The sequence below is a fragment of the Lacinutrix sp. Bg11-31 genome (assembly GCF_002831665.1).
Lineage (GTDB): Bacteria > Bacteroidota > Bacteroidia > Flavobacteriales > Flavobacteriaceae > Lacinutrix.
On sequence record NZ_CP025118.1, the window covers coordinates 2,714,104 to 2,728,008 of the forward strand.

Consider the following 13,905-nt stretch of genomic DNA (forward strand, 5'->3'; position numbering starts at 1 on the left):
GCTTTTATAATTTATTAAACAAAACTTCTAAAAACGGTAATCCTTAATAGTAATTCAAACAATAGCAAAATTCCTGCTACCCATACAAACCATCTAAATTTCTCTTCGTAATTATAGAATTTAAATTCTTCGATTTCTGTTTTTTCTAACTTGTTAATCTCGTCGTATATTTCAACTAATTTCTTATTGTTTGTTGCTCTAAAATATTTTCCTCCTGTTACTTCTGCTATTTCTTTTAACAACTCTTCATCAATTTCTACTTTAACTCTTCCGTATTGAAATTGTCCGTTTTGTTTAATCCTAATTGGAGACAAAGCCATACCATTTGTTCCTAAACCAATAGTGTATGTTTTTATACCAAATTCTACAGCTAGTTCGCTTGCTATTTTCGGGTTTATAGAACCAGAATTATTCACGCCATCTGTTAGCAAAATAATAACTTTACTTTTTGCTTTACTGTCTTTTAAACGGTTTACAGACGTTGCTAAACCCATTCCAATAGCTGTTCCGCCTTCTATAACTGTGTTGTAATGAATATCGTTAAGAGAACTTAATACAATATTTTTATCGCTTGTAATTGGTGTTTTTGTATAGCTTTCTCCAGCGTATTCCACAATACCAATACGATCGTTTGGTCGTCCTTTAATAAATTGTGCTGCTACTTCTTTTAAGGCATCAAGCCTGTTTGGTTTTAAATCTTTTGCCAACATACTTGCCGAAACATCTATTGCCATAACAATATCTATTCCTCGTGTTGTTTTTGTTTTTGTAGAAACATCAACCGTTCGTGGTCTTGCTAATGCAATAATTAAAGCCGTTAAAGCAACTAGTCTTAGCGCAAACAATAAATGCTTTAGTTTTGGCAACCAAGAGTTGGTAACCTTAAAACCTTTTAAGCTTGATATTTTAAGTTCTGCTGTTTGTTGTTTATTCTTAAAAAAATACCACAGCAAAGCTAATGGTAGCAATAACAGCAACCAGAAAAACCCTTTGTTTAAAAATTCTATGCCTTCAAACATTATTCAGTTTTTGGATTTAGTTCTATTGAATTTAATATACGTTCTACCATATCGTCTGCATAAGTATCGTTTTCTGGATATATAACAACTATTTGTTGCAGTACATTCTCTGCTGTAAATAGTACAAAAGCAAATTTGGCTGCTCTCAATTTATCACTGCCTACAGATGGAATACTCATGGTTCCATAAGATTTTAAGCCCTCTGCTCCATTTGCAGTTTCAAATTTATCTTTTAACGCTACAATATTTTTTGCACCTTGAGCCTCCATGCCTTGTAATGCTTTTTCTGAAATCTCAGCTAAATCAACCTCTGGAGCACTTGCTTGTTCTTGCGTTTCTGCAGTTCTTTCTTGCTTTGGAAACTGTAATGTATTTACTGTTACATTAAATACGTCAAGCATTGTTCCGTAAGAAAAACTACTTGATTTTGGTTGATTTTCTTGAGTTTCTACAACAGGAGTCTCTATACGTTTTAAAACCTTTGGAGTCGCTACAATTATTGGTGGAGAACCATATGCGCTAGTCACCCATTCGCCTTCTAACAACTCTTTGCTTTCATGACCCAAAATAGTGTCTTTAACATAGCTAAAACCATATTTATAACCTAAACCAACTAATGTTCCTAGTAACAAAAAGGCAACAATACCAACGGTTAATACTATTTTTTTAGTTTTATTTTTACGCTCTTGCTCTTCTTTATATTCCTTATCCTTAAGTTTCTCTTCTTCGGTTGGTTCTGGCAAAGCTTCCTTAACGTGGTCGATTTCTAGATCGATAGTATTTCTATCTATTTCGGCTAAAGCAACATCTGGTGTTCCTTTTGCAAACTTTACTAAATCTGCACGCTTTAAGATGGTTTCTATTTTTCTAATATCGTCTTTACTTAATTCTATTTGATTACCATCTTTTAATAAATTTAATCTAGAAACAAGCTCATCTGTTGTGCTTTCTAAAGCATGATCGTAGACTTTTTCGTCTAGATATTTTCTAATAATAAACGTTAAGTCTGAATAATAGTCTTTCAAGTTTTCGTTTTGAAGATAACTACTTTCATCTAACTGTTTTAATGCTAGTTTTGCACGGTCGTAAGGTGGTAATAAAGCAATCTCTTCTTCTTCTGTTAATGGTTTTACTCTCCAAATAAACCACCATAATAAAAAACCAATTAAGGCAATTGCAAGTATAGTAAGCAATAGATATTTCCACCAATTACCAATACTTTTATCAACTTCAATTACAGGCTTAATATCGTACAAGCCTTGTTTTGTAGTGTCTACAACAATTTCTCTAATTTCTACTTTTAAAGAATCTGAATAGTACTCTTTAGAACCTATTAATATTTTTTGCTTCGGAATAGTATATTTTCCAGAATCGAATTGCGTTAATCCGTATTTTTTAATCAGGTTATATCTATCGTTCTTTTTTGTAGTATCTATGGTGTAAGATTCAATCATTTCCATAGGAGAAAACGTTTGCCCTTCAGGAAAAATAACTAAAGACGTTGTGTCTACATCAACTTCAATTTTATAAGTAACCTGTGCTCCAATCTTAATTGAAGTAGAGTCTATAGTTGTTTTAACTTGACTGAAAGAGAACAAAGAAAAAAGAACCAAGACACAAGACAAAACCAATTGTTTTAATTGATTATCCTTGAGGTTCGTAATTCGTAATTTATAATTCATCATTCGCTTAATTATCTTCTTTTAAAATAGCCTAGTAATTTTTTAACGTAGCTCTCATCTACACGACAGTCTATGGTTCCTGCTCCAGATTTCGCGAAGCTGTCTTTATAATACTCTACCTTTTCGTTGTAAAATTTACTGTAATTTTGCCTTACTTTTTTAGAACCTGTATTAACTAACATTAATTCTCCAGATTCTCCATCTTGCATTTGTACGATTCCTAAATTAGGTATCGCTTCTTCACTTTTATCGTAAATACGAATACCTGTAACATCATGTTTTCCAGCTGCAATTTTTAATGTTTGCTTATAATCGTCTGCAATAAAATCACTAAGCACAAAAACAATGGCTTTTTTCTTCATGACGTTTCGCATGAATTTTAAAGCTTCTGCTATGTTTGTACCTTTACTTTTAGGTTTCAACTCAATTAATTCGCGAATAATACGCAATACATGAGAACGTCCTTTTTTAGGCGGAATGTATAATTCTATTTCATCCGAAAACAAAATCAGCCCTATTTTATCGTTGTTCTGTGTTGCCGAAAAAGCTAGTGTTGCAGAGATTTCTGTTATAATTTCATTTTTAAATTGTTGGTCTGTACCAAACAATTCTGAGCCCGAGATATCTACCATTAACAACATGGTTAACTCACGCTCTTCTTCAAAAACCTTAACATGTGGCAGATTGGTTCTTGCGGTTACATTCCAATCTATATTTCTTACATCATCCCCATATTGGTACTGGCGAACTTCGGAAAAAGTCATGCCACGACCTTTGAAAGTCGAATGATATTCACCTCCAAAAATATGATCAGACAAACGACGTGTCTTGATCTCGATTTTACGTACTTTTTTTAATAATTCTTTAGTATCCATTTTTCATTGATCAATTATCAATAACCGGTTATCAATATTATAAGTTTAGTTTAACAGTATTAATTGTTAAATGATAACAGTCTAAGGCACCTCAACAACATTTATAATCTGGTTAATAATGTCTTCGCTGGTTACGTTTTCGGCTTCAGCCTCATAAGTAATACCAATTCTATGTCGTAAAACATCGTGTACAACAGCACGAACATCTTCTGGAATTACATAACCACGACGTCTAATAAAAGCATAACACTTTGCAGCTGTAGCTAGGTTAATGCTTCCACGAGGTGAAGCACCAAAAGAGATTAATGGTTTTAACTTTTCTAATTTATATTGCTCTGGATAACGTGTTGCAAAAATAATATCAAGGATATACTTTTCGATTTTATCATCCATGTATACTTCTCGAACTGCTTCTTGAGCTCTTAAAATTTGTGCTACAGAAACCACTGGATTTACTTTTTCCCAAGAGCCTTTTAAATTGGCTCTCATAATTAACTGCTCTTCATCCTTTTTAGGATAATCGATTACAGTTTTTAGCATAAATCTATCTACTTGCGCTTCTGGTAATGGGTAAGTTCCTTCTTGTTCTACAGGATTCATTGTTGCCATTACTAAAAATGGTTTATCCAAGATAAAAGTCTCATCTCCAATAGTCACTTGCTTTTCTTGCATGGCTTCTAATAAAGCAGATTGCACTTTTGCAGGCGCTCTGTTTATCTCATCTGCAAGTACAAAATTTGCAAATATTGGTCCTTTTTTAATAGTGAAATCATTCTCTTTCATATTAAAAATAAGAGTACCTACAACATCTGAAGGCAACAAATCTGGAGTAAACTGAATACGGCTAAAACTACCATCAACCGCTTTAGACAGTGTATTAATAGCTAATGTTTTTGCCAAACCAGGAACACCTTCAAGTAAAATATGTCCTTGACCCAAAAGACCAATTAGTAAACGCTCAACCATATGTGTTTGACCAACGATTACTTTGTTCATTTCGTATGTTAGTAAATCTACAAAAGCACTTTCTTTTTCAATTTTCTCATTAATTGATTTTATATCAATTGCACCTGTTTCTTCCATCTTTTTATAAATTTTAAAGGTCGAATATAATACCTCAAATTAAGAACTGCAAATTGTTGCTTTTATATTTGCAATCGTGTTAAGAATTGGTTAAAAATTCAAGCATTTAAAGGAATTTATAGCAATTTCTTTGGTATTTTTAAGCTTTTATTAGCATTTCATAAAATAATTCTTGCTTAAAAGTAAATTTTTAATGACAAAAAACAACTACTCAAAAATTATTGCTGGCACGATGACTTGGGGAATATGGGGAAGCTCACTTTCTAAATCAGAAATAACAAAACGCATACACCATTGTTTAGAAAATGGCATCACTACCTTCGATCATGCAGATATTTATGGAGATTATACAACCGAGAAAGATTTTGGTAATGCTTTTATAGAAAGCGGTATAAATAGAAACAGCATAGAGCTTATATCAAAATGTGGTATTCAACTCCAAGGTAACTCACGACCAGAGAACAAGGTGAAACACTATAATTATAGTAAAGAATATATTATCGCTTCCGCGGAAAAATCCCTTCAAAATCTAAAAACCGAGTATCTCGATTTACTATTATTACATAGACCAAGTCCGTTAATGGAACCTGAGATTATAGCTGAAGCTTTTAAAATACTTCGTGATAGCGGGAAAGTAAAACGTTTTGGTGTCTCTAACTTTACTGTGTCGCAAATAGAACTAGTTTCAAAACATGCAGAAGTTTCTGTAAACCAAATTGAATTTTCCTTAACACAACATTCGGCATTGTATAATGGTACATTTAACTATATGAAAACTAATGCTATTGCAGCAATGTCTTGGTCGCCTTTAGGCTCTGTATTTAGAAAAGACAACGAACAATCAAGACGCATACATAAACAATTAGGAACGTTAACAGAAAAATATAACGCAACCGAAGACCAATTGCTTTTAGCTTGGATTTTAAAACATCCTGCAAACATTCATCCTGTAATTGGTACTACCAATTTAAAAAGAATGACAAATGCAGTCAATGCAATAGACCTTAATTTAGATTTAGAAGATTGGTTTTTAATATTAGAAGCTAGTCAAGGACACGAAGTCGCTTAGCTAATTTCTGTTTCATACATAAAAAAAATAATTTAAGAATATTAAAAACGTTTGCTTTAGCAAGAAATAAATATGAAAAAAACAGCATTAATTACAGGAGCAACTAGTGGAATTGGTAGAGCAACTGCTCACGAATTTGCCAAACATGGCATTAGATTAATAATTTGTGGTAGACGCCAAGAGCGTTTAGAGACCATACAAAAAGCGTTAAGTAAACATACCGAAGTACATATATTAAATTTCGATGTTCGCGATAAAAAAGCAGTTTTCTCAGCTATTGAGTCGCTACCAGAAAATTTTAAACACATAGATATTTTAATAAATAACGCAGGAAATGCACATGGCTTAGACCCAATTCACGAAGGCTGCTTGGACGATTGGGATGCAATGATCGATATAAACGTAAAGGGATTACTATATGTTAGCAAAGCTGTGATTCCACAAATGACAGCGCGTAATTCTGGGCATATTATTAATATTGGATCTTCGGCAGGAAAAGAGGTCTACCCAAAAGGCAATGTGTATTGCGCAAGTAAGCACGCTGTTATTGCTTTAACCGAAGGTATGCGTATAGATTTAAATCCGTTTGGAATAAAAGTATGTGCCATAAATCCAGGTTTGGTGGAAACAGAGTTTTCGCAAGTGCGATTTAAAGGCGAAACACTAGCAGATAATGCTTACAAAGGATACAAAGCATTACAACCTGAAGATGTTGCAGATGTAATTTACTTTGCAATTTCAAGACCTGCACATGTTAATATTGCAGATGTGTTGATGTTTTGCACAGCACAAGCGAGTAGTACTATTGTTAAGAAAAAGATATGATAAATTGGTTAAAAACCGAGTGGCACAACTTAGCTTCTAAATATTGTAATAACACTTTAGCCAAAGAACTTTGGACTGAAATTGAAACTTATTACGCTCACAAAACCAGACATTACCATAATCTATCGCACATCTATAATATGCTATTGCAAGCTGAAGCTTATAAGGCTAAAATTCAAGATTTAGAAGCTGTACAGTTTGCTATTTGGTATCATGATATTGTCTATAAATCTTCGAAAAAGGATAATGAAGAGAAAAGTGCTCTTTTTGCTGAAAAACGATTAAATGCATTAAATTTTGATGAAAAAAGAATACAAATTATCAAAAAACTAATTTTATCAACCAAAAAACATAGATAATGCCTATCTTTTAGATTTAGACCTATCCATTTTAGGTTCAGATTGGGAAACTTACCAAAAGTACATTCAGAATATTAGAAAAGAATATAAAATCTATCCAGATTTCATGTACAAACCAGGACGTAAAAAAGTATTAAAACACTTTTTAGATAGAGAAACGTTGTATTTTACAGATGATTTTAGAAAGAAATATAAAATTAAAGCTAGAGAAAACTTAAAAAAAGAAATAGGGCTGTTATGAGATTAAGAAATATAGTATTTATTTCAATTGTTTGTTTTGTGATTTTGTCTTGTAAAAAAGAAAACAAAAACACTGTTGCTATTACTAGTACTTCAGCTAAAAACATCGAAGATTCTACAATTCTAAGCTATACAATAAATCCTAAAAAGCAATCTTTAAAATTCTATTGGAAAAATAGTCAAAACTCTAGCATTAGAACCTTTAAAAATCTTAAAACCGAAGTTGAAAGTATTAATCAAGAACTCCTTTTCGCAATGAATGGAGGCATGTTTAAAAAAGACTTTTCGCCTCAAGGCTTATATGTAGAAAAAGGCAAAACATTATCTAAATTAGATACTATTAATAAAGGTTTTGGCAACTTCTATTTACAACCAAATGGCGTGTTTTTAATTACCGAGAATGGTGCACCAATAATTACTAAAACTCAAGATTTAAAAATCTATAAAGATATTTATTACGCAACCCAATCTGGACCAATGTTGGTTATTGATGGAACGTTACATCCAAAATTTAATAAAGGCTCTTCAAATTTAAACATTAGAAATGGTGTTGGCGCTTTACCAAATGGAGATCTTTTGTTTGCAATGTCTAAAGAGAAAATTAATTTTTACGACTTCGCTACCTTTTTTAAAAACAAAGGTTGCGAGAATGCACTATATTTAGATGGCTTTGTGTCTAAAACTTATCTACCTTCAAAAAAATGGAAACAATTAGAAGGTGTGTTTGGTGTTATTATTGCCCAAACTAAACCTATAAATAATTAAATAGATTCCTGCCTTCGCAGGAATGACAGAATATGATTAACAAACGTCTTTTAATTAAAAACCTACTCGCTCACAACGATGAGAACAGTTTTTATGATAAAAAACGAAAAATAGATATTGACCAAAAAGAAGGTAAAGCTAAGTTTTTAAAGCATGTTTGCGCACTCTCTAATAGCAATCCTAAAAACAATTCTTTTATTGTTATTGGTGTAGAAGATGAAGACAACAGCATTCGTGGAGTCGATTTTTTTGACGATTCTAAAATTCAAAACCTTATTAATGCCTATCTCACCAATCCACCAATTGTACAATACGAAAACATTCCGTTTCCACATTTGCTAGACCATAAAGTTGTTGGTTTAGTCACTATTAGAGCCATCTATGGCTTAACTTCTTTAAGAAAAAACATTTGGAAATACTATGGAGGAACAGTCTTTTTTAGAGATGGAAGTATAAGTATGCCAAAGACTTTTAAAAGTAATATTAAAGATGTAAACTCTAAAATTGTTGACGCTATTGAAAGCAACTCACACAATAATATAGAGCATACGCTTGATGGCGTTTTCGATTTCATGAATAAGCGTAAAGACTACAATCCGCAATACAAAGTGTTTAAAGAGTATTTTGTGCTGTGTTGGGCTGGACAAAAAAAAGAAGTAAAAGGCGAAGTGTTTTTCTCTCGTGTGGACATAGAGCTTATTAACGAACAAGTGCGTTTATTTTATTCGACTTTAGATGAAGTTTCTATTTTCTTTAATGATAATAGCTTCAAAATTGTAGAATATGTATCTTTAGGACTTCAGAATAACTATAAGTATTATCCATTGGAGGAAACAGTAATTAAATTCCAAGACAATGCGAGTTATACTATTGATTCTACTTTAATTTTTCAGCCTCCTAAATTCGATAAAAAAGTATTACACCATATTTACAATGCTAATAATGTGCTGTTAGCTACATTAAAAAAAGAAAGTTCACTCACAACTTCTCAAGAAAACGATATTATTAATTTACCTGCTACATTACTTATTTGCTATTTAAACGGTTTTACTGATGCTATAAATAAACTAATCGATGCGAAACCTTATTTAAAGAAACATAGCGTTATCGCCTATTCATATTATAAAGAATCTCTTAGAATATTACGCAAAGTGAAATACAATTAATTAAAAATTAACCAATTACACAAAATCAACTACCACTTATACATTTAGTAGAATTCTAACACTAGTATTGTTTTATATTTATAATGCTATTAATCAATACTATAAATCTTATTTCTCGCATTACAAAAATGGCATTGAAATGAGATTTTATAAAAAAGACCGTTTCTCCAAAACTATGGAAAAACGGTTTTTTATTATTTATGCGTGAGAAATTTATTTTCCACCATCTAAAGCATCTTGCCAATCTTTTAATTTCTGCCATTGTCCTAAAGCAGCCATTTTACTTTGTTCTGGCCAAGTACCTGGCTTATGGATTTCAAAACGTTTTCCTCCACTCTTTAAAACCTCTTGACACTTATCCACAGAACAATCTGCTAATCCAGCCCAAGTAGTTACATCATGATTATGGAATAGCTCTTTAATTTTTGGACCAATACCCTCTACAACTGTTAAATCGTCTTGGTTAACCTTTTTACCAAATACTGCTTTTGCTGCTGCTCCATCAAAAGCCACAGCTGTTATTCCGCTCGATTTTCCTGAAACTACTCCAGCTGCAAAGCTTGCTGCTGAAGTTGCTGTTCCTCCTCCAGAAGAATTACCTCCAGAGAATGTAGATTTTTTATTTGCTTTACAAGCCGCTAAATCTGCCTCTAATTTAGAAATTCTGTTTTTGTAAACATCTACATCAACTTCGTTGTTAGTTTCGTTATTATTTCCTCCTAAAAGCCTTCCTAATAAGTAGCCTAAAATTCCACAAATTGCTCCAACTAATAATGGTATTAACCAACATGGTATGTTTGATATTAATAAAGTCATAATTATATATATTTTTAATTGTTAGTTTAATGTTACTACTACTCTTCTGTTTTTTGCTTTACCTTCATCTGTATTATTGTCTGCAATTGGCTCGTCTGGTCCTTTAGAAGAAGAATTAATATTACTAGAAGAGATCCCGTTTCTTACTAGATAGCTTTTAGCAAATTCTGCTCTATCTAAACCCAATCTTACATTATTTTCTCGATTTCCAGTATTATCGGTATGACCTATTGTTTTTATAGAAGCGTTGTCTGTTTTATCTACATATCTAACCATTTTAGCTACTTTATCGCGTTGCTCTGCATTAAGATTTATGGATGCTGATGCTGTATCGAAATACAATACTAAAGGATTAGCTATCATAGCATCATGAAGCTCTTTTAACTCATCGGCTTCACTAGTATCATTAGCGTTTCTAGTTTTAATTGTATAAGATAAAGGCCCAAAATGAATATTAGATGTGTCTGGAACTAAATCGTCATCTAATTTTCCGAATGTATTTATCACTTTAGAAGATATGCCATGGGATACAAAATAATTTTTCACAGCATTTGCTCTCGCTAATCCAAGATTAGGAAAAGCAGAGTTGTTATTTTCTTCACTTGTATAATGTCCTGTAATATCAATGTTTTTACCAGGATTGTCTTTTATGTATTTCGACAATCTTTCTAATTGTCCTTTTAAGCCTTCTGAAACTGGCTCTAAAATTGAAAAAGCAGAGCCTTTAAAATTAAAGTTCTCTTTAGCATCAAATTTTAAACTGCTTTTCGAATCTATTATCGAAAAGGCATTTTTTGTTGCGGCTTTTACTTCTGGTTCTGCAACACTATTCTCGATTTCCGCCTCTTTATTTGAAGCTTCCAAACATGGCTTGCAACAAAAAAAGTAGTACAGAATAGTACCTAGAATAATGGTTAGCAAAATACCAAGAAGATAACTGGTTTTTTTACTCATTATAATTTTGATTTTAAGTTAGTGAGCCTCAAGTTATTAAAAAACAGCTAAATTTTAACGTTTTTTTTAATAAATTAGTAATCAGCGTGTTAAAAATCGACTAAAATTATAAAATTATCGTTTAAGTCACATTAAAAATCTATTCTATATATTGTATAAAAAAAGCCACATCTCTCGATGTGGCTTTTCAATATAATTTAATTTCTAATTATAGATCAAACTTAATACCTTGCGCTAAAGGTAATTCGTCTGAATAATTTACTGTATTTGTTTGTCTTCTCATGTAAACTTTCCAAGCATCTGATCCAGACTCGCGTCCACCACCAGTTTCTTTTTCACCACCAAAAGCACCACCAATTTCGGCACCAGAAGTTCCAATATTTACATTTGCAATACCACAATCTGAACCAGCGAATGACAAGAACTTTTCAGCTTCTTTTAATTCGTTAGTCATAATTGCAGAAGATAAACCTTGAGCAACTCCGTTTTGAACACCAATAGCATTTTCAACGTCTCCTGAGTATTTTATTAAATATAAAACAGGAGCGAAAGTTTCCGACTGTACGATTTCGAAATCATTTTTAGCCTCTATAATAGCTGGTTTTACGTAACATCCAGATTCGTATCCTTCACCTTCTAAAACTCCACCTTCTACTAATACATTTCCACCTTCAGCTTTTGCTTTTTCAATTGCAGCTAAATATGTATTTACAGAATCTTTATCTATTAATGGTCCAATATGATTTTTTTCATCTAAAGGATTACCAATCGTTAATTGCCCATAAGCACCAACAATAGCATCTCTTACTTTATCGTAAACCGATTCGTGAATAATTAGTCTTCTTGTTGAAGTACAACGTTGACCACAAGTTCCTACAGCACCAAATACAGCACCAGGAACAACAACTTTTAAATCTGCGGTTGGTGTAATAATTATAGCATTATTTCCACCTAACTCTAATAGAGATTTTCCAAAACGCTCAGCAACTGTTGCACCAACAATACGTCCCATTCTTGTAGAACCTGTAGCAGATATTAATGGAATTCTATGATCTGTAGTCATCATTTCACCTACTTTGTAGTCTCCATTAATAATACAAGAAATACCTTCTGGTAAGTTATTTTCTTTTAAAACGGTCGCAATTATATTCTGACAAGCAATTGAACATAAAGGTGCTTTTTCTGAACCTTTCCAAACACAAACATCACCACAAACCCAAGCTAAAGCTGTATTCCAAGCCCAAACTGCAACTGGAAAGTTAAATGCTGAAATGATACCAACAACACCCAGTGAGTGCCATTGTTCTCTCATAACGTGTTGTGGTCTTTCAGATGGAATTGTTTGCCCATTTAATGAACGTGATAAACCTACTGCGAAATCACAGATATCAATCATCTCTTGAACCTCACCATAACCTTCTTGCAAAGATTTTCCCATTTCATAAGACACCAATTTTCCTAAAGGCTCTTTTAATTCTCTTAATTTATTACCAAACTGACGTACAATCTCTCCTCTTTGAGGTGCAGGCATTGTTCTAAAAGTTAAAAATGCAGACGTTGCTGCATCCATTACCTTCTCGTAATCTGCTTTTGTAGTTGTCGTTACTTTTCCTATTAAAGAACCATCTGTTGGTGAATATGAAGAAATTGTTTCTCCACTTCCAAAGTTTTTTAAACCTGTAGAAGTTCCATCATTTACATCTTTAACACCTAATTTTTGTAAGGCTTCTTTTATTCCGAAATCAGTTGAAACTGCCATATTATATCTTGATTTTTTACGAATTATTAAATTTTATGCGAATATACTAATAAATATGCGCTTTATAAGTTATAACTTTCTTAAAAATAGTAACTTTAATGCGTACAAAACCATACTAAACAATGAAAAAATTAACCTCCTTAATCGCTCTCTTTTTCTTGCTATTGAACTGCGGAGAACTCGTTCCAAATCCTGATGAAAATCCTGAAAATATCACTAGAGCAAATCCAAATGGCGCTTCTGAAAAAGTAAACGACTTTGCCATAGTTATACATGGTGGAGCAGGAACTATTTTAAAGAAAAACATGACAGACGAAAAGGAGGCAGAATATAAAGCTAAACTTGAAGAAGCTATTAGCGTTGGTTATTCTATTTTAAAAGAAGGAGGAAGCAGTCTTGATGCTGTTGAAAAAACCATTAATATTCTAGAAGATTCACCTTTATTCAACGCTGGAAAAGGAGCTGTTTTTACAAATGCTGAAACCAATGAATTAGATGCTTCCATTATGGACGGGAAAACCCTAAATGCAGGAGCTTCCGCTGGAACTAAAATAGTTAAAAATCCAATTAATTTAGCTAGAGCAATCATGGATAACTCGCCACATGTTATGATGGCAGGAGAAGGTGCCGAAACTTTTGCAAAAGAGCAAAACTTAGAACTCGTAGCACCAGAATATTTCTACACAGAAAACAGAATGAACACATTAAAACGTGTAAAACAGAAAGAGCTTGAAAAAACGACAGATAATAAATCGGCTTTTTACGATGCAGAAATTAAAGATAGTAAATTTGGAACCGTTGGTTGTGTCGCTTTAGATAAAAACGGGAATTTAGCAGCAGGAACCTCAACAGGTGGAATGACCAATAAAAGATACGGTCGTGTTGGCGATGTTCCAATAATTGGTGCTGGAAATTATGCCAATAATGCTACCTGTGCAGTTTCTGGAACTGGTTGGGGAGAATTTTTTATTCGTGCCACTGTTGCTCACGATATTTCTGCACTAATGGAATATAAAGGCTTGAGTTTAGAAGCAGCAGCAAAAGAAGTAATCCAAAAAAAAGTACCAGCCCTAGGAGGAAATGGTGGTGTTATCGCAATAGACAAAAATGGAAATATAGTTATGGATTTCAACACAGCAGGAATGTATCGTGCAAGCATGAATGATAAAGGAGAGTTAACCATTGGAATTTACTCTAAATAAATTTTTAACAAAATCATAACAACTAACCAAAGACTAAAACTAATCTTTCAAGCGTAATTACATTAACAAGAATACTCTTACCTGTTTTCTT

General features: G+C 32.6%; 14 protein-coding genes. 7 read left to right on the top strand and 7 right to left on the bottom strand.

Annotated elements, in window-relative coordinates; translation table 11 throughout:
• Nucleotides 1–14: 14 nt before the first annotated feature.
• The 4 genes from CW733_RS12245 to CW733_RS12260 all read right to left on the bottom strand — a co-directional run bounded on the left by CW733_RS12245 (nucleotide 15) and on the right by CW733_RS12260 (nucleotide 4,659).
• Nucleotides 15–1,019: a VWA domain-containing protein gene (locus CW733_RS12245; RefSeq protein WP_100997448.1), complete on the bottom strand. Its 1,005-nt coding sequence runs from the start codon at nucleotides 1,017–1,019 to the stop codon at nucleotides 15–17.
• Nucleotides 1,019–2,704, bottom strand: a complete 1,686-nt coding sequence (locus CW733_RS12250; protein WP_232730363.1) for a hypothetical protein — start codon at nucleotides 2,702–2,704, stop codon at nucleotides 1,019–1,021. The genes CW733_RS12245 and CW733_RS12250 overlap by 1 nt, the downstream gene beginning before the upstream one ends.
• Before the next feature lie 8 nt (nucleotides 2,705–2,712).
• Nucleotides 2,713–3,576, bottom strand: coding sequence for a DUF58 domain-containing protein (locus CW733_RS12255; protein WP_100997450.1), 864 nt, complete (start codon nucleotides 3,574–3,576; stop codon nucleotides 2,713–2,715).
• An 81-nt stretch (nucleotides 3,577–3,657) separates the two neighbouring features.
• Nucleotides 3,658–4,659 (bottom strand): MoxR family ATPase, encoded by a 1,002-nt coding sequence (locus CW733_RS12260; protein WP_100997451.1) that lies wholly within the window; start codon nucleotides 4,657–4,659, stop codon nucleotides 3,658–3,660.
• 193 nt (nucleotides 4,660–4,852) lie between these two features.
• Between CW733_RS12260 and CW733_RS12265 the strand changes: the two genes are divergently transcribed.
• From CW733_RS12265 to CW733_RS12285, 6 genes are all read left to right on the top strand, one after another.
• Complete coding sequence (locus CW733_RS12265; protein WP_100997452.1) at nucleotides 4,853–5,728, top strand: aldo/keto reductase family oxidoreductase; 876 nt, start codon at nucleotides 4,853–4,855, stop codon at nucleotides 5,726–5,728.
• Nucleotides 5,729–5,800: 72 nt separating this feature from the next.
• The gene (locus CW733_RS12270; protein WP_100997453.1) at nucleotides 5,801–6,553 is read left to right on the top strand and encodes an SDR family NAD(P)-dependent oxidoreductase; all 753 of its coding nucleotides are present in this window, start codon (nucleotides 5,801–5,803) and stop codon (nucleotides 6,551–6,553) included.
• Nucleotides 6,550–6,912 carry a hypothetical protein gene (locus CW733_RS16655; RefSeq protein ID WP_232730364.1) on the top strand — a complete coding sequence of 121 codons (363 nt, stop codon included), beginning with the start codon at nucleotides 6,550–6,552 and terminating at the stop codon, nucleotides 6,910–6,912. The genes CW733_RS12270 and CW733_RS16655 overlap by 4 nt, the downstream gene beginning before the upstream one ends.
• Nucleotides 6,913–7,018: 106 nt before the next feature.
• Entirely contained in the window at nucleotides 7,019–7,153 is a 135-nt protein-coding gene (locus CW733_RS16720) for a hypothetical protein (RefSeq protein ID WP_255411459.1), read from the top strand.
• On the top strand, nucleotides 7,150–7,917 hold the full coding sequence (locus CW733_RS12280; protein WP_100997454.1) for a phosphodiester glycosidase family protein: 768 nt from the start codon (nucleotides 7,150–7,152) through the stop codon (nucleotides 7,915–7,917). Before CW733_RS16720 ends, CW733_RS12280 begins: the two co-directional genes overlap by 4 nt.
• 32 nt (nucleotides 7,918–7,949) lie before the next feature.
• Complete coding sequence (locus tag CW733_RS12285) at nucleotides 7,950–9,083, top strand: ATP-binding protein (RefSeq protein WP_100997455.1); 1,134 nt, start codon at nucleotides 7,950–7,952, stop codon at nucleotides 9,081–9,083.
• A 213-nt stretch (nucleotides 9,084–9,296) separates the two neighbouring features.
• Here CW733_RS12285 and CW733_RS12290 read toward each other — a convergent pair whose 3' ends face one another.
• From CW733_RS12290 to CW733_RS12300, 3 genes are all read right to left on the bottom strand, one after another.
• Complete coding sequence (locus tag CW733_RS12290) at nucleotides 9,297–9,899, bottom strand: hypothetical protein (protein WP_198520075.1); 603 nt, start codon at nucleotides 9,897–9,899, stop codon at nucleotides 9,297–9,299.
• Between the two features lie 21 nt (nucleotides 9,900–9,920).
• Nucleotides 9,921–10,853: an OmpA family protein gene (locus CW733_RS12295; protein ID WP_100997457.1), complete on the bottom strand. Its 933-nt coding sequence runs from the start codon at nucleotides 10,851–10,853 to the stop codon at nucleotides 9,921–9,923.
• Between the two features lie 208 nt (nucleotides 10,854–11,061).
• Complete coding sequence (locus tag CW733_RS12300) at nucleotides 11,062–12,612, bottom strand: aldehyde dehydrogenase family protein (RefSeq protein WP_100997458.1); 1,551 nt, start codon at nucleotides 12,610–12,612, stop codon at nucleotides 11,062–11,064.
• Between the two features lie 122 nt (nucleotides 12,613–12,734).
• On the opposite strand from CW733_RS12300, the gene CW733_RS12305 reads away from it, so the two are divergent.
• Nucleotides 12,735–13,814: an isoaspartyl peptidase/L-asparaginase family protein gene (locus CW733_RS12305; RefSeq protein WP_100997459.1), complete on the top strand. Its 1,080-nt coding sequence runs from the start codon at nucleotides 12,735–12,737 to the stop codon at nucleotides 13,812–13,814.
• The last annotated feature ends 91 nt before the right edge of the window (nucleotides 13,815–13,905 follow it).

Bases quoted from the DNA above. Each gene is read 5' to 3' on its own strand.
- CW733_RS12300 (WP_100997458.1), bottom strand. From the start codon at position 12,612: ATGGCAGTTTCAACTGATTTCGGAATAAAAGAAGCCTTACAAAAATTA.
- CW733_RS12265 (WP_100997452.1), top strand. From the start codon at position 4,853: ATGACAAAAAACAACTACTCAAAAATTATTGCTGGCACGATGACTTGG.
- CW733_RS12290 (WP_198520075.1), bottom strand. From the start codon at position 9,899: ATGACTTTATTAATATCAAACATACCATGTTGGTTAATACCATTATTA.
- CW733_RS12255 (WP_100997450.1), bottom strand. From the start codon at position 3,576: ATGGATACTAAAGAATTATTAAAAAAAGTACGTAAAATCGAGATCAAG.
- CW733_RS12305 (WP_100997459.1), top strand. From the start codon at position 12,735: ATGAAAAAATTAACCTCCTTAATCGCTCTCTTTTTCTTGCTATTGAAC.
- CW733_RS12295 (WP_100997457.1), bottom strand. From the start codon at position 10,853: ATGAGTAAAAAAACCAGTTATCTTCTTGGTATTTTGCTAACCATTATT.
- CW733_RS12245 (WP_100997448.1), bottom strand. From the start codon at position 1,019: ATGTTTGAAGGCATAGAATTTTTAAACAAAGGGTTTTTCTGGTTGCTG.
- CW733_RS12280 (WP_100997454.1), top strand. From the start codon at position 7,150: ATGAGATTAAGAAATATAGTATTTATTTCAATTGTTTGTTTTGTGATT.
- CW733_RS12260 (WP_100997451.1), bottom strand. From the start codon at position 4,659: ATGGAAGAAACAGGTGCAATTGATATAAAATCAATTAATGAGAAAATT.
- CW733_RS16655 (WP_232730364.1), top strand. From the start codon at position 6,550: ATGATAAATTGGTTAAAAACCGAGTGGCACAACTTAGCTTCTAAATAT.
- CW733_RS12270 (WP_100997453.1), top strand. From the start codon at position 5,801: ATGAAAAAAACAGCATTAATTACAGGAGCAACTAGTGGAATTGGTAGA.
- CW733_RS16720 (WP_255411459.1), top strand. From the start codon at position 7,019: ATGTACAAACCAGGACGTAAAAAAGTATTAAAACACTTTTTAGATAGA.
- CW733_RS12285 (WP_100997455.1), top strand. From the start codon at position 7,950: ATGATTAACAAACGTCTTTTAATTAAAAACCTACTCGCTCACAACGAT.
- CW733_RS12250 (WP_232730363.1), bottom strand. From the start codon at position 2,704: ATGATGAATTATAAATTACGAATTACGAACCTCAAGGATAATCAATTA.